Source organism: Arenimonas composti TR7-09 = DSM 18010 (assembly GCF_000426365.1).
Lineage (GTDB): Bacteria > Pseudomonadota > Gammaproteobacteria > Xanthomonadales > Xanthomonadaceae > Arenimonas > Arenimonas composti.
The window spans coordinates 228,406-249,163 of sequence record NZ_AUFF01000001.1; the positions used below are offsets into that span (position 1 = coordinate 228,406).

Annotated in this window: 19 protein-coding genes; 5 read left to right on the plus strand and 14 right to left on the minus strand. The window is 71.5% G+C overall.

All coding sequences use genetic code 11. From position 1 onward, the window contains the following. Positions 1-15 precede the first annotated feature (15 nt). Positions 16-663 carry a heme exporter protein CcmB gene (ccmB, locus tag K311_RS0101140; RefSeq protein ID WP_051239470.1) on the minus strand — a complete coding sequence of 216 codons (648 nt, stop codon included), beginning with the start codon at positions 661-663 and terminating at the stop codon, positions 16-18. Positions 664-695: 32 nt separating this feature from the next. After that, entirely contained in the window at positions 696-1,340 is a 645-nt protein-coding gene (gene ccmA / locus K311_RS0101145; protein WP_026815788.1) for a heme ABC exporter ATP-binding protein CcmA, read from the minus strand. 160 nt (positions 1,341-1,500) lie between these two features. Here ccmA and K311_RS0101150 point away from each other — a divergent pair, with 160 nt between their 5' ends. After that, positions 1,501-5,166: a S8 family serine peptidase gene (locus tag K311_RS0101150; RefSeq protein ID WP_026815789.1), complete on the plus strand. Its 3,666-nt coding sequence runs from the start codon at positions 1,501-1,503 to the stop codon at positions 5,164-5,166. 61 nt (positions 5,167-5,227) lie between these two features. On the opposite strand, the gene K311_RS0101155 is transcribed toward K311_RS0101150, so the two are convergent. The 11 genes from K311_RS0101155 to K311_RS0101205 form a co-directional block, all read right to left on the minus strand. Next, the gene (locus tag K311_RS0101155) at positions 5,228-6,070 is read right to left on the minus strand and encodes an amidohydrolase (RefSeq protein WP_245570611.1); all 843 of its coding nucleotides are present in this window, start codon (positions 6,068-6,070) and stop codon (positions 5,228-5,230) included. Continuing rightward, the gene (locus K311_RS0101160) at positions 6,067-7,212 is read right to left on the minus strand and encodes a pyridoxal phosphate-dependent aminotransferase (RefSeq protein WP_026815791.1); all 1,146 of its coding nucleotides are present in this window, start codon (positions 7,210-7,212) and stop codon (positions 6,067-6,069) included. The genes K311_RS0101155 and K311_RS0101160 overlap by 4 nt, the downstream gene beginning before the upstream one ends. Before the next feature lie 54 nt (positions 7,213-7,266). After that, complete coding sequence (locus K311_RS17335) at positions 7,267-8,037, minus strand: class I SAM-dependent methyltransferase (RefSeq protein WP_026815792.1); 771 nt, start codon at positions 8,035-8,037, stop codon at positions 7,267-7,269. 9 nt (positions 8,038-8,046) lie between these two features. Then, positions 8,047-9,588: a 23S rRNA pseudouridine(2605) synthase RluB gene (gene rluB / locus K311_RS0101170; RefSeq protein WP_026815793.1), complete on the minus strand. Its 1,542-nt coding sequence runs from the start codon at positions 9,586-9,588 to the stop codon at positions 8,047-8,049. Continuing rightward, positions 9,585-10,436: an SMC-Scp complex subunit ScpB gene (gene scpB / locus K311_RS18725; RefSeq protein WP_081683213.1), complete on the minus strand. Its 852-nt coding sequence runs from the start codon at positions 10,434-10,436 to the stop codon at positions 9,585-9,587. Before scpB ends, rluB begins: the two co-directional genes overlap by 4 nt. Positions 10,437-10,454: 18 nt before the next feature. Next, positions 10,455-11,354, minus strand: coding sequence for a segregation and condensation protein A (locus K311_RS0101180; RefSeq protein WP_026815794.1), 900 nt, complete (start codon positions 11,352-11,354; stop codon positions 10,455-10,457). Positions 11,355-11,377: 23 nt separating this feature from the next. Then, positions 11,378-12,004 (minus strand): L-threonylcarbamoyladenylate synthase, encoded by a 627-nt coding sequence (locus K311_RS0101185; RefSeq protein ID WP_026815795.1) that lies wholly within the window; start codon positions 12,002-12,004, stop codon positions 11,378-11,380. A gap of 64 nt (positions 12,005-12,068) precedes the next feature. Further along, a complete protein-coding gene (locus K311_RS18260) occupies positions 12,069-13,754 on the minus strand; it encodes a phosphate ABC transporter substrate-binding/OmpA family protein (protein ID WP_026815796.1) in 1,686 nt (561 codons plus the stop codon). A gap of 2 nt (positions 13,755-13,756) precedes the next feature. Further along, the gene (locus K311_RS0101195; RefSeq protein ID WP_026815797.1) at positions 13,757-14,608 is read right to left on the minus strand and encodes a hypothetical protein; all 852 of its coding nucleotides are present in this window, start codon (positions 14,606-14,608) and stop codon (positions 13,757-13,759) included. Continuing rightward, positions 14,605-16,263 (minus strand): AAA family ATPase, encoded by a 1,659-nt coding sequence (locus K311_RS0101200; RefSeq protein WP_026815798.1) that lies wholly within the window; start codon positions 16,261-16,263, stop codon positions 14,605-14,607. Before K311_RS0101200 ends, K311_RS0101195 begins: the two co-directional genes overlap by 4 nt. 6 nt (positions 16,264-16,269) lie before the next feature. After that, on the minus strand, positions 16,270-17,025 hold the full coding sequence (locus K311_RS0101205) for a PspA/IM30 family protein (RefSeq protein ID WP_026815799.1): 756 nt from the start codon (positions 17,023-17,025) through the stop codon (positions 16,270-16,272). A 149-nt stretch (positions 17,026-17,174) separates the two neighbouring features. Between K311_RS0101205 and K311_RS14710 the strand changes: the two genes are divergently transcribed. Together K311_RS14710 and K311_RS0101220 are read left to right on the plus strand one after the other, a co-directional pair. Continuing rightward, complete coding sequence (locus K311_RS14710) at positions 17,175-17,894, plus strand: 2OG-Fe(II) oxygenase (RefSeq protein ID WP_051239357.1); 720 nt, start codon at positions 17,175-17,177, stop codon at positions 17,892-17,894. Continuing rightward, positions 17,891-18,709: a polysaccharide deacetylase family protein gene (locus tag K311_RS0101220; RefSeq protein ID WP_026815800.1), complete on the plus strand. Its 819-nt coding sequence runs from the start codon at positions 17,891-17,893 to the stop codon at positions 18,707-18,709. Before K311_RS14710 ends, K311_RS0101220 begins: the two co-directional genes overlap by 4 nt. 157 nt (positions 18,710-18,866) lie before the next feature. Here the strand turns inward: K311_RS0101220 and K311_RS0101225 are convergent, their stop codons facing one another. Further along, the gene (locus K311_RS0101225; protein WP_026815801.1) at positions 18,867-19,361 is read right to left on the minus strand and encodes a hypothetical protein; all 495 of its coding nucleotides are present in this window, start codon (positions 19,359-19,361) and stop codon (positions 18,867-18,869) included. Positions 19,362-19,413: 52 nt separating this feature from the next. On the opposite strand from K311_RS0101225, the gene K311_RS0101230 reads away from it, so the two are divergent. Both K311_RS0101230 and K311_RS0101235 read left to right on the plus strand, forming a co-directional pair. Further along, positions 19,414-19,713, plus strand: a complete 300-nt coding sequence (locus K311_RS0101230) for a YciI family protein (RefSeq protein WP_026815802.1) — start codon at positions 19,414-19,416, stop codon at positions 19,711-19,713. Then, positions 19,710-20,732, plus strand: coding sequence for a LacI family DNA-binding transcriptional regulator (locus K311_RS0101235; protein ID WP_026815803.1), 1,023 nt, complete (start codon positions 19,710-19,712; stop codon positions 20,730-20,732). Before K311_RS0101230 ends, K311_RS0101235 begins: the two co-directional genes overlap by 4 nt. Positions 20,733-20,758 lie beyond the last annotated feature (26 nt).

Consider the following 20,758-nt stretch of genomic DNA (forward strand, 5'->3'; position numbering starts at 1 on the left):
GCGGCGGCCGCGACGTCAGGTCAGCGCGATCCGGATCGCCGCGGCGGCGGCGAGCGGGGCGAGGATCAGGGCGAGGGCCAGTCCGGCCCCCAGCATCAGCAGCGCGCCGGACCAGGGCAGGCCCTGGGCGGCGGCCATCACGGCACCGGCCCCGAACACCAGGACCGGCAGCAGCAAGGGCAGCGCCAGCAGGGCGAGAATCATACCAGAGCGGCGGATGCCGACCGTCAGTGCGGCGACCACCGCACCCAGCAGCGACAGCAGCGGCGTGCCCAGCGCCAGCGAGCCGAGCAGCAGCGGCAACAGGTGCGTGGGCAGGTGCAGCATCTCGGCCAGCAGTGGCGTCGCCAGGATCAGCGGCAGGGCGCTGGTCGCCCAGTGCACGCCGACCCGTACCAGCAACAGCCAGGCCAGCGGCACCGGCGCCAGCAGCAGCTGTTCGAGACTGCCGTCCTCGACGTCGCTGCGATACAGGGTGTCGAGGGTCAGCAGGCTGGCCAGCAGCACCGCGACCCAGAGCACGCCGGGCGCGATCTTCGCCAGCTGTGCCGGTTCGCTGCCCAGCGACAGCGGGAACAGCGCGACCACCATCAGCGCGAACAGCAGCGGCTGCGCGGCGTCGCCGCGGCGGCGCCAGACCAGGCGCAGGTCGCGCGCGGCCATCGCCCGCGCGGCGGCGAGCAGCGAAGGCGCGCTCACGCCGCCGCTCCGGCGCCGCGCCCCAGGGGCAGGGTGCGTACCGGTACCGGCGGCGCCGCGTAGGCGCCGTGGGTCGTCAGCAGCACGGCGCCGCCGCCGGCGAGGTGGTCGCGCACCAGCGCATCCACGAGGGCGATGCCGTCGAGGTCGAGGTTCGCGTAGGGCTCGTCGAGCAGCCACAGCTTCGCCGGCGACAGCCGCAGGCGCGCCAGGCCGAGGCGCTTGTTCTGCCCGGCCGAGAGGCGCCGCGCCTGGCTGTCCTCGTAACCGGCGAGGCCGACCGCCGCCAGGGCCGCCTCGAGATCGCCGGTGACGCCGTGCATCGCCATCGCGAAGGCCAGGTTCTCCAGCGCGCTGAGGTCGGCCTTGTGGCCGGGCAGGTGGCCGAGATAGGCGCTGCCGCGCGCGAGGTGGTCGCGGTCGACGCGGCGGCCGTCCATCTCGACGATGCCTTCCTCGGCCTCCAGCAGCCCGGCGAGCACGCGCAGCAGGGTGGTCTTGCCGGCACCGTTGCCGCCGCGCACGAGCAGGGCTTCGCCGGCATCGAGCCGGAAATCCAGCGGCCCGAACACCGGCTCGCCATTGCGGGCGAAAGCCAGGCCGCGGGCCTGCAGCAGCGGAATGGGGGCGGGCGACGGCATCGGGCCGCGATGCTACCGCACGCGGCCCACGTGGCCCACGCCGTCCCTGCGGCGGATCCGGAAGCGATGCACACGTGATCGCGATCCGGCGTCGCGGCCATTTGTGCGGCCGGCCCGGGTGTTCCACAATCGGTGTTCATTCAGCCGCGGGACAGCAAAGATGCACGTCAAACCCCTCCTGATCGCGATCGCCCTCGGCCTCGGCACCGTCGCCGGCGGCGTCGACGCCGTCGTCCCGGACCGCAGTGCGCCGATCGTGCGCGAAGGCGAACTCCCGCTCTGGCTGATCCAGTTCGAGGAACCGGCCGCCGCCTCGTTCCGCGGCTTTCCGGCCGGCAGCGGCCGCCCGGCGCTGGCGCCGACCAGCCGCGAGGTGACCGGCGAGCGCAAGTACGACGCCAGCAGCCAGGCGGCGCGCGCCTATGTCGGCTACCTCGAGGATCTGCGCCGGGTGCGCCTGGCCGAGTTCTCCGAACGCCTCGGCCGCCAGCTGCGCCCGGTTTACACCTACGAGCACGCGATCAACGGCGTCGCCCTCCACCTGAGCGCCGAAGAGGCCGAGCGTGTGCGCCACCTGCCGGGCGTGCGCAACATCAGCCCGAACTTCGTCCGCTATCCGCAGACCGACCGCGGCCCGCAGTGGATCAACGCCGACGACATCTGGAACGGCACCATCACCGGCGTCGGCTCGCATCGCGGCGCGGGCCAGATCATCGGCGTCATCGACACCGGCATCAATCGCACGCACGTCGCCTTCGGCGCCGGCGGCATCACCAATCCGCGCGGCGCCGGCAATTACCTCGGCTACTGCATCAATACGCCGTCGGCCTGCAACAACAAGGTGATCGGCCTGTACGACTTCGTCGCCAACACCACGAACGGCCGCGCCGATCCGGTCGACAGCGACGGTCACGGCACCCATACCGCGGCGACCTCGGGCGGACGCTCGTTCCAGCCGTCGACGGTCACCTACAGCGGCGTCGCGCCGTTCGCCAACCTGGTCATCTACAAGGCCTGCCCGGGCCGCTCCTGCGACGGTGCCGCGCTGGTCGCGTCGATCGACCAGGCGGTCGCCGACGGCGTCGACGTCATCAACTACTCGATCGGCGGCGGCCCGATCGATCCGTGGTTCGCCGTGGGCAACCCGGCGGTCGACGACACCGAAGCCTTCCTCGCCGCGCGCGAGGCCGGCATCGTCGTCGCCGCCGCGGCCGGCAACGACGGCCCGGATCCGGGCACGCACGGCAACCCGGCGAACTCGCCGTGGGTGCTCGGCGTCGCTGCCGCCACCCACGACCGCAACGGCGTCGCCCAGGCCGACCGCCTCGCCAGCTTCAGCGGCCGCGGTCCGGTGATTCCGCTCGGCGTCATCAAGCCCGACGTCACCGCGCCGGGCGTGAGCATCATCTCCGCCGGTCTCGGCAGCACCAATGCGATCGCGACGATGAGCGGCACCTCGATGGCGACCCCGCACGTCGCCGGCGCCGCCGCGCTGCTGAAGTCGGCCAAGCCCACCTGGACCGACGACCAGATCATGTCGGCGCTGGTGCTGACCGCGCGCAGTTCGATCAAGGTGATCGGGCCGATCCTCGGCACCCCGCACGAACAGGGCGCCGGCATGATCGACGTCGCCCTCGCGGCGCAGGCCGGCCTGTACCTCGAGGTCGAGGACGGTGCCTTCCGTGCCGCCGCCGCCAACCCGTTCACCGGCGGCGCCGAGCAGCTGAACCTGCCGAGCCTGGGCCACGGCGCCTGCTTCCGCACCTGCGTGCTGACGCGCAAGTTCTACCGGATGCCCGGCGCGGCCGCGTCGAGCTACTCGATCTCGGTATCGGGCCTGCCGGCCGGCGCCAGCGTCACCCCGAACATCACCAGCTTCAACGCCTCCAACGCCGGCACGACGGTGAACTTCACCGTCAACGTGAACGATCCGCGGGTGTTCAACACCTGGGTCTACGGCACGGTCACGCTGACCAACACCTCCGGCGACGGCCGTCCGGACCTGCACCTGCCGATCGCGGTGTTCGCGACCCCGTTCATGAATGCCGCCGCCGAGGCGGCGATGACCTCGCAGGAGCGGACGATCACCGCCGAGCGCGGTTTCTTCGACATCGACGTTCCGGGCATGACCGCGCTCGGCGACGCCCGTTTCGACGTCACCCCGCTGTTCGAGCCGGTGATCACCACCCAGAACATCGCCGTCGACCCGACCAACGACACCCCCTACGACAGCGCGACCGGGACCTACGTGCGGCTGGTGACGGTGCCGGCGGCGCCGGGCAAGCGGATCATCCTGAGCGCCACGACCTCGGCGCCCAATCCGGACATCGACCTGTACGTCGGCCGCGACACCGACAATGACGGCAAGCCGGACGAGAACGAGGAGCTGTGCGTTTCCGGCAACGCGTCCTCGAACGAGTCCTGCGAGATCAACCTGCTCGGCGAAGCGTCCCCGATCACCTTCTGGGTGATGGCGCAGAACTGGTCCGGTCCCGGCACCAGCGTCCGCGTCGAGACGCTGGCGGTGGTGCTCGACGACAGCGCCGACACCACCCAGCTGACCGCCACCGGTCCGGGCAACATCCCGCATTCGACGCCGTTCAAGCTGCGCGTCGCCTGGGACGACCCGACCATCGTGCCGGGCAGCGTGCGCGTCGGTTACGTGACGACCCGGCCGAGCGCGAGCGCGGCACCGGTGTACACCCGCGTGCGCCTGGTCGCGTCCGGTGCCACCGAACCGGGCGCCTTCGGCCTGAGCCCGGGGGTGGCACGCCCGGTCACCCTGCCGGCGGGCGCCGCGCACGAGCGCCTGTACTTCGACGTGCCGCCGGGCGTGACGAAGATGACGCTGCGCACCAGCAACGGCAGCGGCTCGGTGTCGCTGTACGCGGCGCGGATCGACCAGCCGGCGGGTCCGGCCGTCGCCGCGGCGCCGCCGCGGGGTTCGGCCTCGCATTCGGCGACCGGCGCCGGTGCGAACCAGACGATCGTCATCAACAACCCGGCCGCCGGCCGCTGGTACGTGACGCCGGTGAACACCGGCGGCGGCGTCGCCAAGGTCGACGTCAGCGCCACGATCGACACGGTGTCCGCGGTGCCGGCGCTCAAGCGCGGCTCGTACTTCAACCCGAGCCGCGGCGGCCACGGCTTCTTCGTCTACCCGTCCGGCACCGACCTGGCCCTGCTCTGGTACACCTACCTGCAGGACGGCACGCCGACCTGGTACTACGCGCAGGCGGCGGCGCCGGGCAGCCACCAGGTGTGGAGCGCGCCGGTCTACCGCGCGGCCTGGAACGGCACCTCGCGCACGCTGACGCCGATCGGCAACATCGTGCTGACCCCGCGGGCGACCGGCCAGCTGGCGGTGTCCTACAACATCGACGGCTTCACCGGCGCGGAAACGCTCGACACCTTCCTGACCGGCTGCCCGGTGGTGAACGGAACGCCGCTGAACGTCAGCGCGCACTGGTTCGACGAGGCCTCGCCGGGTTACGGCTACAGCGTGCAGGTGGCCGGCAACTACGAGTTCCTCGCGACCTTCGTCTACGACGCGCGCGGCGTGCCGCGCTTCCTGTCGGCGGAGCGGGGCGGCACCTTCAACGCGGCGGACACGAACGTGCAGCTGTTCCAGCTGCAGGGCTTCGCGCCGCTGGGGACGCACGTGACGCCGACCTACAACCTGGTCGGCACGCTGACGCGCACCTATGGCCCGTCGACGATCCAGACCATCGGCACGAATGCGACCTTCACGGGTGGCGTGCCGGGCAGCTGGTCGCGCAGCGCCAACGTCACGATGCTCAGCTCGCAGCCGCAGGGCTGCGACTGAGGAAGGGCGACAACACGATGACCCGACGGCCCCGTTCGCGGGGCCGTCGTTTTCCCGTTCCTCAGAGTTCGAGCGCGAAGTGGTCGGCGTCGAGATGCGCAGGGAAGCGCGTGCGGTGTTCCGCCAGCGCCGATGCCGACGCGGTCGCCACGACGACGCCGGGCCGGTCGTCGAGTTCGACGAGCGGCATGCCGAGGAAGTCGGCGAGCAGGCTGTCGCCGGCATAGGCGTGGCCGTTGCCGTCGGTGCCGACGCGGTTGACGCCGGCGACGTAGCACAGGTTCTCGATCGCGCGGGCGCGCAGCAGGGTGCGCCACGCGTGCCGACGCGGGGCCGGCCAGTTGGCGACGAACAGCAGCAGGTCGTAGTCGAAGCGCGCGGCCGCGGCGTCGTGGCGGTTGCGGATGAACACCGGGAAGCGCAGGTCGTAGCAGACCAGCGGACGGATCCGCCAGCCGTGCAGCGCGACGGTGATCGGTTCGCGGCCGGCGGCGTAGCGTTCGTGCTCGCGCGCCATCCGGAACAGATGACGCTTGTCGTAGTGGCGCAGGCCGCCGTCCGGGCTCGCCCAGAGCAGGCGGTTGAACACGCCTTCCGGCGTGCGGATCTGCACGCTGCCGCTGACCACGGCGCCGAGCTTCGCGGCCTGTTCGCGGATCCAGGCCACGGTCGGGCCGTCCATCGTCTCCGCGTCGGCCAGGGCCTCGTTGCTGAAGCCGGAGGTGAAGGTTTCCGGCAGCAGCACGAGATCGGCGTCTCCTGCCAGCGGCGCGATCATGTCCCCGTACATGCGGCGATTGCCTGCCGGGTCGTGCCAGATCGTGTCGCCCTGCACGAGGGCGATGCGCAGGTCGCGCTGCGGGCCGGTCTCGACCGGCAATGGATCGTGGGTCGGCGCGCTCACAGCCGCTGCAGCCTGTCGATCGCGGCATCGAGCGTCGCCTCGACCTTCGCGAAGCACAGCCGCGCCAGCCGCTGCCCCGCCGGCGCCTCGGCGTAGAACGGCGACAGCGGGATCGCCGCGACGCCTTTCTCGATCGTCAGCCAGCGGCAGAAGTCGACGTCGCCGAGGTCGCTGACGCCGGAGTAGTCGACCAGCTGGAAATAGCCGCCCGGCACCGGCAGCGGCCGCAGCTTCGTCGTCAGCAGCTGCTCGCGGAAGCGGTCGCGCTTGGCCTGGTAGAAGGCGCCGAGCTGTTCGTGGTGTTCCGGCTCGGTCGTGATCATCTCGGCGAACGCGTGCTGCGCCGGAGCGAAGGTGCAGAAGGTGTTGTACTGGTGCACCTTGCGGAACTCGGCGCTCAACGCCGGCGGCGCCACGCAGTAGCCGACCTTCCAGCCGGTGCAGTGGTAGGTCTTGCCGAAGCTCGACACCACGAAGGCGCGCGCGGCCAGTTCCGGCCAGCGCAGCACGCTCTCGTGCACCCGGCCGTCGAAGACGATGTGCTCGTAGACCTCGTCCGACAGCAGCACGATGCCGGTGTCGCGCAGGATGTCGGCGAGCGCGTGCATGTCGTCGGCGGTGAGCATCGCCCCGGACGGGTTGTGCGGGCTGTTGACCATCAGCATGCGCGTGCGCGGGGTGACCGCATCGCGCACGCGCTGCCAATCTACCGAGAAGTCGGCCGGATCGAGCGGCACGTGCACGGCGACGCCGCCGGCCAGCTCGATCGCCGGCTCGTAGCAGTCGTAGCAGGGGTCGAGCACGATCACTTCCTCGCCCGGGCGCACCACCGCCAGCACCGCGTCGAAGATCGCCTCGCTGGCGCCACTGGTGACGGTGATTTCGCCGTCGACGTCGAGGTCGATGCCGTAGCAGGCCTTCGACTTCGCGGCGATCGATGCGCGCAGCGCCGGCAGGCCGCTCATCGGCGCGTACTGGTTGTGGCCCTCGCGCATCGCCCGCGCCAGCGCGTCGACGAGGCGCGCCGGCACCGCGAAGTCGGGAAAGCCCTGGCCCAGGTTGACCGCCCCGTGCTGGGCGGCGAGCTGGGACATCACGGTGAAGATCGTCGTGCCGACCTTCGGCAGCTTGGTCTGGATCATCGGGGCACTCGCAGGAGGTCGGTCGATTATGCCGCCGCGGCGGCGGCCGGGGACTCAGGCGGTCGCCGCGACCATCACCCGCTTGCCGTAGCGCAGCTGCTCGTAGGCATCGGCCGGCGGCGGCAGCACATGGGCCTCGGCGAAGCCGACCTTGCGCAGGATCCACAGCAGGGCCGCGAGGCTCGGCACCAGGCAGATGCCGGTGGTCGAGGTTTCCGGGCCGTGCGTCTCGTCGGTCTCGTCGACGATCGCGAAGCTGCCCATCATCGGCTTCACGAACGTGTGGTGGCCGTAGTCGAGCGGGCCGGCGAGGTTCGGCGCGACCTGGGTCTCGATCACGCACAGGCCGCCGGGCGCCGTCAGCGCGTGCGCGGTGCGCAGCGCGCCGACCGGATTCTCGAGGTGGTAGAGCAGGCCGAGGCAGAGCACGAGCTCGAAGCGGCCCGCGGCGTCCGCCGACAGGGCGTGCACGTCGGCCTGGCGGAACGTCAGGCCGCGCGCGCCGCAGGCTTCGGCGACCAGGCGGGCATCGTCCACATGCTCGGCGCGCGCATCGACGCCGAGCGTCGCGAAGCCCAGCGCCGCGACCTGCTGCGCGAACCAGCCTTCGTGGCAGGCGAGGTCGATCGCCCGGCGCTCGCGCCCCGGGGCGTCGCCGGCACCGAAATGGGCCAGCACCGCCTCGTGCAGCATCTGCCGCCGCGTCGCGTGGATGCCGGCGACCTCGTCGGCCAGGTAGCAGCGCGTCACCGCGCCCGACGCCAGTCGGAACGGATAGAACCAGGAACGGGCGAGGCAGCGCGCCTCGAGCGCGTCGTCGCTCACCGTGCGGACTCAGTCGTCGGCCGGCAGGCCTTCCGGCCGGCGCCGGCGGTGCGGGGTGCCGCCACCGCGCGGCCCCGGCGCATTGCCGCCCGGGCCACGCGGCTTGCCGCCGCCCCCCGGACCGCGCGCACCGGCGTTGCCACCGGCCCCGCGGGCGCCGCCGCCCGGGCCACGGCCGGCCGCCGCCGCGCCACCGCCACCGGGGCCGCGGCCACCGGCACGCGGGCCGCGCTGGCCCCAGGGGCTGTCGCCACCGGGACGCGGACCACGATCATTGAAGGGCTTGGGCTTGCCGGCGCGCGCGCCACGCGGCGGCGCGACCTTGGAGCCGGTCTCGACGCCTTCCGGCACGTACCAGCTGCGGAAGGCCGCGGGGTTGTTCGGATCGACACCGCCGTGGTGCTGCGGCTGCGCGTCGCCACGCGGGCGTTTCGGCCGCGGGCCACCGGGCTTGCCCTGGAAGCCGCCACGCGCCGGACGCGGCGCGTCGGCGCCCATCGGACCGGCGAAAGGCTTGCCGCCGCCGCGCTTGCCCTTGCCGGCGCCGGGCTTGCCACCGGGGCGGCCACGGCCGCGGCCCGGACCCTTGTCTTCGCGGAAGTTGTCGAAGCGGCGCAGCTCGCGCGCCTCGTCGTCGATCGAACCGTTGACGTACGAGGCCTGCTTGCGGTCCTTGCCGACGCGGATCTCGGTCGGCCGGGAGCGCCGTTGGCCGATCACCGGCTGCAGGGTCAGCACCGGCGGGTTGTCCTCGAGGCGGAACTGCGCGCGCAGCTTCTCGACCTCGGCCGCCGCCAGTTCCTCGCAATGGCCGCGCTTGAGCAGGCGGGGCAGGGCGACCGAACCGTAGCGCACGCGCTTCAGGCGGCTGACCTGGTAGCCCTGCGATTCCCACAGGCGGCGCACCTCGCGGTTGCGGCCTTCGCCGATCACCACGCGGAACCAGGCATGCGAGTCCGAGCTGCCGATGCGCTCGATCTCGTCGAACTTCGCCGGGCCGTCGTCCAGCGCGACGCCGCGCGCGAGGCGGTCGACGACGGCATCCGGCACCTCGCCGTGGATGCGGCAGACGTATTCGCGCTGGATGTTGCTCGACGGGTGCATCAGCGCATTCGCGAGCTCGCCGTCGGTGGTCAGCAGCAGCAGGCCGGTGGTGTTGATGTCGAGGCGGCCGACGGCGATCCAGCGCGCGCCCTTCAGTCGCGGTAGCGCCTCGAACACGGTCGGGCGGCCCTCGGGATCCTCGCGCGTGGTCACTTCGCCTTCCGGCTTGTTGTACAGCAGCACGCTCGCCGGCTCGGTCAGCGCGGTGGCGACGAAGGTCTTGCCGTCGATGTCGATGCGGTCACCGCCCTTCACCGACTGCCCGACCTGGGCGACCTCGCCATTGACCTTCACCAGGCCCTGGGCGATGCGCTCCTCGAGCGCACGGCGCGAGCCGAGGCCGGCCTGGGCGAGCACCTTGTGCAGGCGCTCCTCGACCTTGGTATTGCCGGCGTCGCCGGCCTTGCGGCTGCCCAGGGACAGCGTTTTCCTGCGGGTGTCGCTCATTCGTCTCGCTCCGGACCGGCGGCATCGCCGGTCGCATCGTCGGGGGTGGCCGTGTTGGCGGCGTGGTGATGGGGTTCGTGATCGCACTCTTCGGCGCCGTGGCCGAAGTCGTCGGCATCCGGGTCCGCGCCCGGGGGATCGAGGCGGTCGTCGTCGCCGTCGCCGCCTTCGTAGTCGTAGCCGGCGTCGGGGTCCTCGTCGTCGAGGCCGTCGGCGGTATCGTCGTACAGCGGCTCGCGGGTGGCGTCGTCGGCACCGGCATCCGCCATCGCGGCGCTGGCGACCGCCGGTGCCTCCAGCGGCAGCTGCGGCTCGAGCTCGGCGATGTCGCGCAGTTCGGCCAGCGGCGGCAGCTCGTCGAGCGACTTCAGGCCGAAGTAGTCGAGAAAGGCCTTGGTGGTGCCGAACAGTTCCGGGCGGCCCGGCACGTCGCGGTGGCCGACCGAGCGGATCCACTCGCGCTCTTCCAGCATCTTGATCGTGTTCGCGTTGACGCTGACGCCGCGGATCTGCTCGATCTCGCCGCGGGTGATCGGTTGCCGGTAGGCGATCAGCGCCAGCGTTTCCAGGGTCGCGCGGGTGTATTTGGTCTGCCGCTCCGACCACAGGCGGGCGACCCAGGGATGCACGTTCGCCTTCACCTGGAAGCGGTAGCCGGAGGCGACCTCGACCAGCTCGACGCCGCGGTCGGCTTCCATTTCGCGCAGCTCGGCGATCGCCTTCTCGAGGCTGCCGGGCGGCGGCGGTGCGTCTTCGGGGAACAGGGCGGCCAGCTGCGCCAGCGTCTGCGGCTGCGGCGCTGCCAGCAGCGCGGCTTCGACGATCTGTCGGATCAATACCGGGTCCATGTGACTCGCTTCGGTGGATCAGGCCGCCGGCGGCGCGCCGTCGGCGGTGGGTTCGGGAAGTTCGGCGGTGTCGGCGCTGCCCTTGGCCTTCAGCCAGATCGGCGCCAGCGGTGCTTCCTGCACGATCTCGACCAGCTGTTCCTTGGCCAGTTCGAGGATCGAGAGGAAGGTGACGATCACGCCCAGCCGGCCTTCCTCGGCATTGAACAGGCTCTCGAAAGCGTGGAAGGCGCCTCCCTCCAGCTTCGTCAGCACGTCGCCCATGCGCTGGCGCACGCTCAGCGCCTCGCGGCGGATCGCGTGGTGGGCGAACATCTCGGCCCGGCGCAGCACGTCGCGCAGGGCCAGCAGCATCTCCCGCAGCTCCACCGGCGGCGGCGTGCGCACGACCTGCCGGTCCGGCACGTGTGCATGCGCGACGGCGGTGTCGCGGTCCAGGCGGTCGAGGGTGTCGATGTCCTCGGCCGCCTTCTTGAAGCGCTCGTACTCCTGCAGCCGGCGCACCAGCTCGGCACGCGGATCGGCTTCGAGGCCTTCGTCCGCCGGCGGCCGCGGCAGCAGCATCCGCGACTTGATCTCGGCCAGGATCGCGGCCATGACCAGGTACTCGGCGGCGAGCTCGAAGCGCAGCTCGCGCATCACCTCGATGTAGTCGACGTACTGCCGGGTGATCTCGGCGACCGGGATGTCGAGGATGTCGAGGTTCTGCCGGCGGATCAGGTAGAGCAGGAGGTCGAGCGGGCCCTCGAAGGCCTCCAGGATCACTTCCAGCGCATCCGGCGGGATGTACAGGTCCTGCGGCATCTGCAGCACCGGCTGGCCCATCACGACCGCCAGCGGCATCTCCTGCTGCTGCGGCGCCGGCGGATGGCCCGGCAGGCCGGGGTGACCGGCTTCGGCGGCGGTGGCTTCGCTCATCGATGATCCATGCGGGTTCCGCGTTACAGCGCCACGGGATGGAAACCCTGGCGAACGACCACGGGTTCGTCACCCGTGCAATCCACGACGCTGGTCGGGCCGGGCTCGCAGTCCTCGGCATCCAGCATCACGTCGACGAAACGCAACCAGCGTTCGGCGACCATGTCGGCCTCGTGGCTGACCGGATGTTCCTCGTCCGGCAGCAACAGGCTCGTCGACAGCAGCGGCTCACCGACCGCCTCCAGAAGACCGCGCACGACGACGTGGTCGGGCAGGCGAATGCCGATCGCGCGGCGCTTGCTGCGGCCGACGTTGCGGATGCGTCTGGGCAGGTCGGGCGAAGCCGGGAGGATGAAGGTGCAGGGCCCCGGAGTCAGCGATCGCACCAGTCTGAAGGCCCGATCGTCCAGCCGGGCCAGCCGGCCGGCCTCGCTTACTGTGCGACAGAGTAAGGTGAAAGGGTGCCGGCTGTCCAGTTCGCGCAGGCGCAGCACGCGGTCCTCCGCGTCCTTGCTGTCGATGCTCCAGGCCAGCGTATAGCCCGCGTCGGTCGGCACCAGGGCCAGGCCGCCGGCGGCGATGGCCCGTACCGCGCGGTCGATCTGGCGCGCCTGCGGGTTGACGGGATGGACGGGAAGGCGGTCGGCCATCAGCGGATTGTGCCTGCGCCGGGGTGCACGCCGCATGCCGGTGCGGCGTGCCGGTACTGGCGGCTCATTCGAGGGTGAACCACTGCACTTCGACGCGGCGGTTGAGCTCGCTGTCGGGGCCGGCCGGTTCCTCCCAGCCGCGGCCGACCAGTTCGATCCGCTGCGGGTCGATGTTCGGGTGGCGCTTGAGCAGGGCATCGCGCACCGCCTGCGCACGCTTGCGCGACAGCTCCATCGCGTGCAGGGCCATGCTGCGCACCAGCGCCTGGCCGCCCTCGCGCTCGAACTCGGCGACGCGGGCGTTGTCGACGTGGCCGCGCAGCATCACCACCGAGCCCGGGCTGACCTGCAGGAAGTTGCGGATCGTGTCCAGGTACTCGTCGTTCTGCGTCGCGTTGCGGTCGAGCACCGACGAGTTCGGCTCGAAGAAGAAGCGGATGTCCTTGCTCAGCAGCGCGTCGCCCTCGAGTGCGGCGCGGTTCTCGCTGCGGATCGGCGCGATCGCGATCGTCTGCGCGGCATAGCGGCCGCCGGCCTGCAGCTTCTGCAGCGCCGCCATGTCGACGAAGCGGGCCGGGTCGGACGGGTTGCGGATCAGGTCGCCGTAGGCCAGCACCGACGACTGGAAGATGCCGGCGAAGGAGCCGGCGGCGTCGATCTGGCCGCCGAAGAACGCGAGGTTCTCCGGCAGGTTGCTGAAGTGCACCTGCGCCAGTTCGTCGCGGGTGTCCTGCTCGCTCCAGCCGAAGGCCTTGCCGACCACGGCCAGGTGCGCCGCCGGGTTGTCGCGCAGCTGGGCATTGCCCTCGATCAGGCCGTGCACCAGACCCTCGACGATCCGCGGATTGGCCTGCGCGAAGGCCTTGTTGACCAGCAGCAGGTCGGCGATCACCAGCAGGTTGCGGTTCGACACCAGCACCTTGGCGGCGCCGTCGGAGGCCTCGACCACCTCCTCAGTGCGCGGCGTCCAGCCGACGCAGCCATTGAGCCGGCCGCCGCCGACTTCGTGCTCGTAGGCGTCGCAGGCGGCGAAGGCGTCCTCGTAGAACACCAGGCCCAGCGCGTCCGGGCGCGGCCGCGCATCGAGGTCGCGCAGCACCTGCACCGGCACGCCCGCCTCGCCGGCCAGGTAGCGGATGAAGAACTCGCTCTCGTTGAACTGCGACGCCGCCAGCACCTTGCCCTTCAGTCCGTTGATGCTGGTGATGCCGGAATCGACGACCACCTGGTCGGCGCCGCGCGAGAAGGCGATCTGCGCCGGCACCACGACCTCGAACTGGCGGCCGAGCACGGCCAGCACGTCGGCGGTGGTCACCGAGGCGGCGACGCGGCCGTTGTTGAGCTTGCTCCAGCCTTCCTCCTCGCTGAGGGTCAGGCGGACCTGGAAGCCGTATTCCTTCGCGAAGATCGATTCCGGGTTCGGCGCCAGGCCGCCGTTGGCGACGATCAGGCCGGCGTAACCGGCGTATTCGCTGATGTCGACGTCGACCACGCCGTCTTTGATGGTGTACGCCGCGGCCTGGTCGAGGGTGGGCTGGCGGGTCAGCGGCTCGATCGGCGCCGGGGCGTCGCCGGACGGCACCGTCGGACCGTCGACGCCGCGGGCTTCGCGGGTGTCCGGTGCGCTGTCGCCGCCGCCGTCGCCGCGCAGGATCATCCAGGCGCCCAGGCCCAGCAGGCCGAGCACCAGCAGGATCGTGAAGACCTTGCCCAAGGCGTTGCCACGGTTCGATCGCCGACCGGTCTGCATCGTCATTCTCCTTCGCGCGCGGCTTTTCGGGGGGGCGCCTCGCCGCGCAGCACGCGCGCCGGCAGGCGTTGTTCGAGCGGACTGTCGAGGGTGCCGATCAGGTCGCGCTGGCTGTCGAGCCAGCGGCTGGCCTCGTTGAACGAGGCGGCGAGGGCGTCGAGCGAGCCGCCGAGGTCGTTGCGGTCGCGGCTGAGCAGGGCCTGCTCGCGGATCAGCGCGACCTGCAGGTCGATGCGCTGCAGCTCGGAGTCGACGTGTTCGCCGCGCTCGGCGGCGTCGGCGTGCGCGGCCTGGCGCTGGTCGATCACCGCGACCTGCTGCTCGAGGCTGCGGCGCAGGTCCGGCGACAGGTTGGGTTCCTCGAGGCGGCGACGCAGCTGGCGTTCCTGTTCGTCGAGCGCATCGGCCTCGCGGCGGGCGGTCGCCAGCACCCGTTCGATCGCCTGGCGGGCGTTGAGCAGGCGCAGGTGCAGCCAGACGAGCTGCTGCAGGTGGTCGGAGTAGGCGGCCAGCATCGGCGAGCCGTCGAGGGTGCGCAGGATCTCGCGGGCGCGCGCCTCGAGGCTGGACTGGCGTTCGCGCTGGCGGCCGTCGAGGCGTTCGGTCATCGCCAGGTAGCGGGCGTCGGCCGGGTCCTCGCGGCGCTCGCCGACGTCGATCGCGTTGCGGAAGCGTTTGCTGCCGGCCAGCGACGACAGATAGGTGATCTCCAGCGCCGCGCCGACGATCCAGAAGCCCGGGTTCACGAAGCCGCCGAGCATCGCGAATGCGGCGATGCCGAACCAGTTCGGCGGGATCGGCATGCCGAACGGGCGGGCGTTGAACGCCGCCCACCAGTACTTCAGCGACTTCACGCCGGCGGGCTCCCGGCGGCGAGGTGGCGCAGCATCGGCGGCACGAAGTCGAGGTCGGTGGCCTCGCGCACGGCGATGCGCATCTGAAACTCGAGCACGTCCGGCGGCACCGGCGGCTGGTAACCGTCGAGGCAGTCGCGCAGCGCGTCGATCGGCGACAAGCCACCGGTGCGGGTCAGGCGGTAGGCCTTCACCGCGATCGCCTCGGCGGCGCCCGGCGTCAGCAGCAGCGGCAGCGGCAGTTCCAGCATCCGTTCCGTGTCCGGGGCGATGCCGAAGCGCTTCAGCAGCGCCCGCAGCAGATCTGCGCTCTCGGCGGCGGTGGTGGTCGGCAGCAGCGGGATCTTGACGTCGACGCGGCCCGGCCGCTTCAGGTCGACCTCGATCAGGTCCGGCCGCGAGGAGGCGAGGATCCACATCAGCCGGCCGCGGTTGCCGGCGTTGCTCATCTCCTGCGCGATCATCGAATACAGGCGGCCGGACAGGCCGGAATCGCCGCTGCCGGCGTCGCGCTTGCCGAGCGCCTGGTCGGCTTCGTCGATGAAGACGATGCAGCGGCCGAGCGCGCGGATCAGGCGGAAGATCTTCTCCAGGTTGCCCTCGCTGGAACCGACCCACTTGTCGCGGAAGTTCTTCAGCTTCACCACCGGCACCGCCGCCTCGCCGGCCAGGCACTCGACCAGATAGGTTTTGCCGGTACCGACCGGGCCGCAGAAGATGTAGCCCATCGGCAACGCGCGCAGGTCCGAGGCCTGCCACAGCGCGATGTCCTGGCGCAGCCAGGCCTTCAGCGCGTCCTGGGCGTGGTAGTCGTCGAGCGAGCGCTTCGATTCGATGAACTCGACCAGGCCGGCCGCGTCTTCTTCCACCAGCTGCTTCTTCACCCGCACCCAGTCGGCCGGGCCGAGCCGCTGCTGCTGGTGGGCGCGGGTGCGCACCAGGCTGTGCAGGGCGCTGAGGCCGACGCCGGCGAGCTGCTGCGCCGCGGCCTCGTCGCTGGCGTCCGGATCGAAAGCCGCCGGGTGGTCGACCCGCAGCTGCGCCAGTGCCTGCTCCAGCACCGCCACGTCCGGCAGCGGCACCCGCAGGCGGGCGACCCGCGGATTGGCACCGACCAGCGGATGCAGATCGTTGAGGTTGTCGGCGAGCAGGAAGCTGGCGAAGGCCAGATCGGTGAACGGCGGTTCCGAAGCCCAGTCGCGCACCAGGCTGGCGAGGCTGGCGGTCTCGAAATCGCCCTGGCGGCTGGCCGGCAGCACCTGGTCGGCGCCACGGATCACGCAGGCGACGTGCTCCGGCGCGGTCTCGCGCCCGAGCGCGCGCAGGTTGGCGCGGTAGCGCAGGTAGCGGCTGACGAATTCGACGGCCTGGCGCGGATCGCGCGGCAGCGCCGGCATCTTCTCCATCGCCGGCCACTGCGCGACGCGCTCGCTGCCGCGCAGCAGCTGCAGGCCATTGCCGGGGTCGTAGACGAACACGACGTCGAAGCCGGCGAGCAGCTGCGCGTCGAGATAGCGCACGAGGTTGACCAGCCGCCCCTGCAGCGGGAAGCGGTCGGCGATGTTGCCGTAGAGCACGAACTGCCCGTGCGCGCCGCTCTCGTAGGCGAGCGCCAGCTCACGCGCCCAGGCGGGGGCGTCGGCGTCGAGGGGCATCGGCGGTCACTGACCCTGCGGGCTTTCCGGGGTCGCGGTGCCGCCCATGCTGCGCGGCGCCGCCGGCGCGGCTTCCTGGCCGGGCAGGGCGAGGCCTTCGGCGGCGGCGAAGTCGGCCAGCGCCTGGTCGGCCAGCGCCTGCTGCTCGGCTTCCTTGACCTGGATGCCGGTCATGTCCAGCGAATCCTTCGCGACGCGGGCGCGGCCGGCGGCCTTGTCGCGCTCTTCCTCGACCATCTCGTGCAGGCGGTTGAGGGTGTCGCCGGAACCGCCGATCTGGCCGATCATGCCGGCGGCCATCTCGTTCATCTCGGCCATCGCGGTCTTCATCTTCATGTCGTTGATCGCGCCCTTCAGCGACTGGATCTTCGCGCGGGCGGCATTGACGGCGACGTCGCGGGCCTTGATCAGGTTCTTGTAGGTTTCCTCGGCGTCGGCGAGCTGGCGGCGGTTCTCCGCCAGTTCGCGGCTCACCGTCTGCAGGCGCAGCGCGTGCTGGCCTGCGGCGTCCTTGTTGCCGGCGCGCAGGTGGGCAGTGGTGCGGGCGCGCAGCTCGGATTCCTCGTTCTCGAGGCGGCGCACCTGGCCCATCAGCCGCTCGGCGAGGCCGGCGTGCGCGGCCAGGCCCTGGTTGTACTGGCTGATCTGCTTGCGCAGGTTCTCCTGCTCGAGTTCGAGCAGCGCCTCCGGGTTCTTCTTCTCGAGGTCCTTGACGAACAGCGCCAGGAAACCGCGGAACACATTCGCCAGCCGTCGGAACATCGTCTTCTCCCCGAAACGTCGCGATGCGCCGCCGGCACCGCCTTCGCCGCGACTTTACGCAGCGGGCGGGGTTTCTCCAAGCGCCGCGCCGGTGCATACCCGGGCGCATGGGCGCTGGCCGGCGCCGGTCGCGCAGGGGACAATGCGGCATGGACTTCATCTTCGATCCGCAGCGGCTGATGGCGCTCGCGCACACGGCGGCGCCGGCCTATGCCGGTGCGGAACCGTTTCCGCACGCCGTGTTCGACGACTTCCTGCGCCCGGAGGCGGCCGCAATACTGGCGCACGCCTTCCCGACGCCGCCGCAGTACACCGGCTGGGACCGCTACGCCGCCGCCGGTTTCGAGATGAAGCTGGCCAGCGCCGACGAGACGCGACTGCCGGCGGCGATCGTGCGTGCGCTGCATGAGTTCAACAGCGGCCCGTTCGTGCGCTTCCTGGAAGCCCTGACGGGCATTCCGGGCCTGCTGCCGGATCCGCATCTGCTCGGCGGCGGCGCGCATCTGGTCGGGCGCGGCGGCCATCTCGGCGTGCATGCCGACTTCAACTGGCATCCGGGCCTGCAGGCGCACCGGCGCATCAACGTGCTGCTCTACCTCAACCGCGACTGGCCGGCGGACTGGGGTGGGGAACTCGAGCTGTGGTCCACCGATGCCGGCCGCCGCGTGCGCAGCATCGCGCCGATCTTCAACCGCGCGGTGATCTTCAACACCCGCAGCGACACCTTCCACGGCCACCCGGCGCCGCTGGCCTGCCCGGAAGGCGAATACCGGCGCTCGCTGGCGCTGTACTACTACAGCGCCGACCGCCCGGAAGAAGAGAAGCGCGCGCCGCACAGCACCCGCTACAAGGGCCTGCACCTGCCGTGAGCGGCTGGCGGCTGCCGGTGCTGACCTACCACGCGGCGAACGTCGCCGGTGGCGATTACCTCGGCAACGATCACGTGGCGCTCGCCGCAGACCTGGCGATGTTCGCGCGCGCCGGCTGGCGCATCGTGCCGGCGCGCTGGGCGGCGGAGCAGGTAGCCTGCCTCGCCGACCGCGACCTCCGGCGCTGCGTCGCACTGACCTGCGACGACGGCACCGACCTCGACCTGCGTGATCTCGACTGGCCCGGCGTCGGCCGGCAGCGCAGCTTCGCCGGCATCCTCGCCGAGGCCGCCGGGCGCTTTCCGGCACTGACGCCGCACCTGACCAGCTTCGTGATCGCCGACCCGCAGGCACGCGCGGTGATGGATCGCGACTGCCTGCACGGCCGCGACTGGATGCGCGAGTGGTGGGCGGAGGCCGGACCGCACATCGAGATCGGCTGCCACAGCTGGGACCACAACCATCCGGCCCTCGGCACGACCGGCTTAGACGGCATGCCGCGCGGTGATTTCTTCGTGGTCGACAACGAGGCGCGGGCCGACTTCCAGATCGCGCAGGCGCTCGACTACATCGGAGCGCGCATCGCGCCGGCGCGCTGCGCCCTCTTCGCCTATCCCTATGGCCACGCGAACGCCTTCCTGCGCGAGGACTGGCTGCCGCGCCGCGGCCCGGAACTCGGCCTGCTCGGCGCCTTCGGCTGCCAGGGCGAGCCGGCGCATGCGGGCAGCGATCGCTGGGAACTGCCGCGATTCGTGTGCGGCTGGCACTGGAAGTCGGCGGAGGAGCTTTGGGCCCTCCTGGCAAGTTGTGCCTGACGAACAAGAAGTATTGGATAAGAGAAGAAGTGATGGGTGAGAAATAAGAAGTAGGGGAGGCGCGCGCTTCGCGCGAACGGCCAGCCGCCGCGTCGCCGATTCACTACTTCTTGTTTCTTACCCACTACTTCTTATTTCTCATTCGTTACTTGTCTTCTCAGAAGGGTCCCCACCCGTTAACCCGCGCGACCAGCTCCCCGCGCCGCGCCTCGCCCAGCCGCCGATGCCAATGCGCGATCAGATACGGATGCTGCGTCGGTTCGAAGCCCGCCGCCATGTCGACTTCCCAGGCCCGCGCATCGCCGCAGTAGCCGAAGAAGGCCTCGCAGCGGTCGGCGAACTTGGCGAAGGTCCAGCGCAGGGTCTGCAGGTAGAGGCCGCCGGCGGCGCGGATGCGTTCGGCCTGGTCCGCGGCCAGGCGCGCGAAGGCGCGGCCGTCGGTGGCGGCACCGCCGATCAGGCCGACGTCGTCGCGCAGCCACAGGTGCACGTAGTTGGCGGCAACGAACACGCCTTCGGCCGGGCGCAGGAAGGCGATGACGTGGTGTTCGAAGTCGGGCGGCTCGGCGGCGAACTTGCGGCGGAAGATCGGCGCCGCGAATGCCGGGTCGTCCACTTCGGTGATAATCACGAGGTCGTCCAGGCGGTCCATGGGTTCCGGGTCGGTCGGCGGAGCGGCAATTGCAGCAGAAGAGGGCACGGCCGTGTGGTACCTGATCCTCGGCATCGACTACGACAACTCGCTGGCCGCCCGGCTGGCGGCGCGCCCGGCCCACCTGGCGCGGCTGCAGGCCCTGGCCGAAGCCGGCCGGCTGAAGCTGGCCGGCCCGCTGCCGGCGATCGACGGCGAGGACCCCGGGCCGGCCGGGTTCACCGGCAGCGTGATCGTCGCGCAGTTCCCGTCGCTGGCCGAGGCGAAGGCCTGGGCCGAGGCCGATCCCTACGTCGCCGCCGGCGTTTACCGCCAGGTCGACGTGCGGCCGTTCCGACCCGTCCTGCCGTGAACCGCCAGGGGGGCGTCACGATCAAGGACGTCGCCCGCGCGGCGCAGGTATCGGTCGCGACCGTGTCGCGGGCGCTCAACGGCCACCACAACGTCACCCCCGACGTCCGCCGCCGCGTCGAGGCGGCCGCCGCCCAGCTCCGCTACGTGCCCCATGCGGCCGCGCGCAGCCTGTCCAGCCGGCGCACGCAGACGCTCGGCGTCGTGCTGCCGGACCTGCACGGTGAATACTTCTCCGAACTCCTGCGCGGCATCGACCAGGTCGCGCGTGCGGCCGGCCTGCACCTGCTGGTGTCGAGCTACCAGGGGCATCCGGAAGCGCAGGGCGCGGCGCTGCGCACCCTGCGCGGCCGGGTCGACGGCCTGCTGGTGATGTCGCCATTCGCCGGCCTGCTGCCCGCCCCGGAGACCGGCGACCACGCGACGCTGCCGATGGTGCTGATCAACTCGCCGGCCGCCCCCGGCAGCGATGCCCTGTGCATCGACAACGAGGCCGGCGCCCGGGCGATGGTCGGCCACCTGCTGGCCTGCGACCATCGCCGCATCGCCTTCATCGCCGGCCCGGAAGGCAATTTCGACGCCGGCGGGCGCCTCCGTGGCTACCGCGAGGCCCTCGCCGCCGCGGGGCCGGGTCTCGACGAATGGGTGCTGCCCGGCGACTTCACCCTGGCGGCCGGGCACCGCGCCGCCGGCGAGTTGCTGGCGGCGACGCCGCGCCCGGACGCGGTGTTCGCGGCCCATGACCTGATGGCCCTGGGCTGCCTGTTCGGCCTGGCCCAGGCCGGTGTCCGGGTGCCGGAGGACATCGCCCTGGCCGGGTTCGACGACATCCCGCTCGCGAGCTACATGCATCCGGCGCTGACGACGATCCGCGTGAACATCGCCGAGCTCGGCGAACGCGCCGCCCGCCTGCTGATCGCCCGCATCGCCGGCACCGATGCCGCGGCCGTGCCCGCGCCCTTCATCCCCGAACTGATCGTCCGCGACTCCAGCGGCAAGCGCGCTCTCGCCGGAGATTGACCCCGATCCCCGTGACTCCGTGTCCG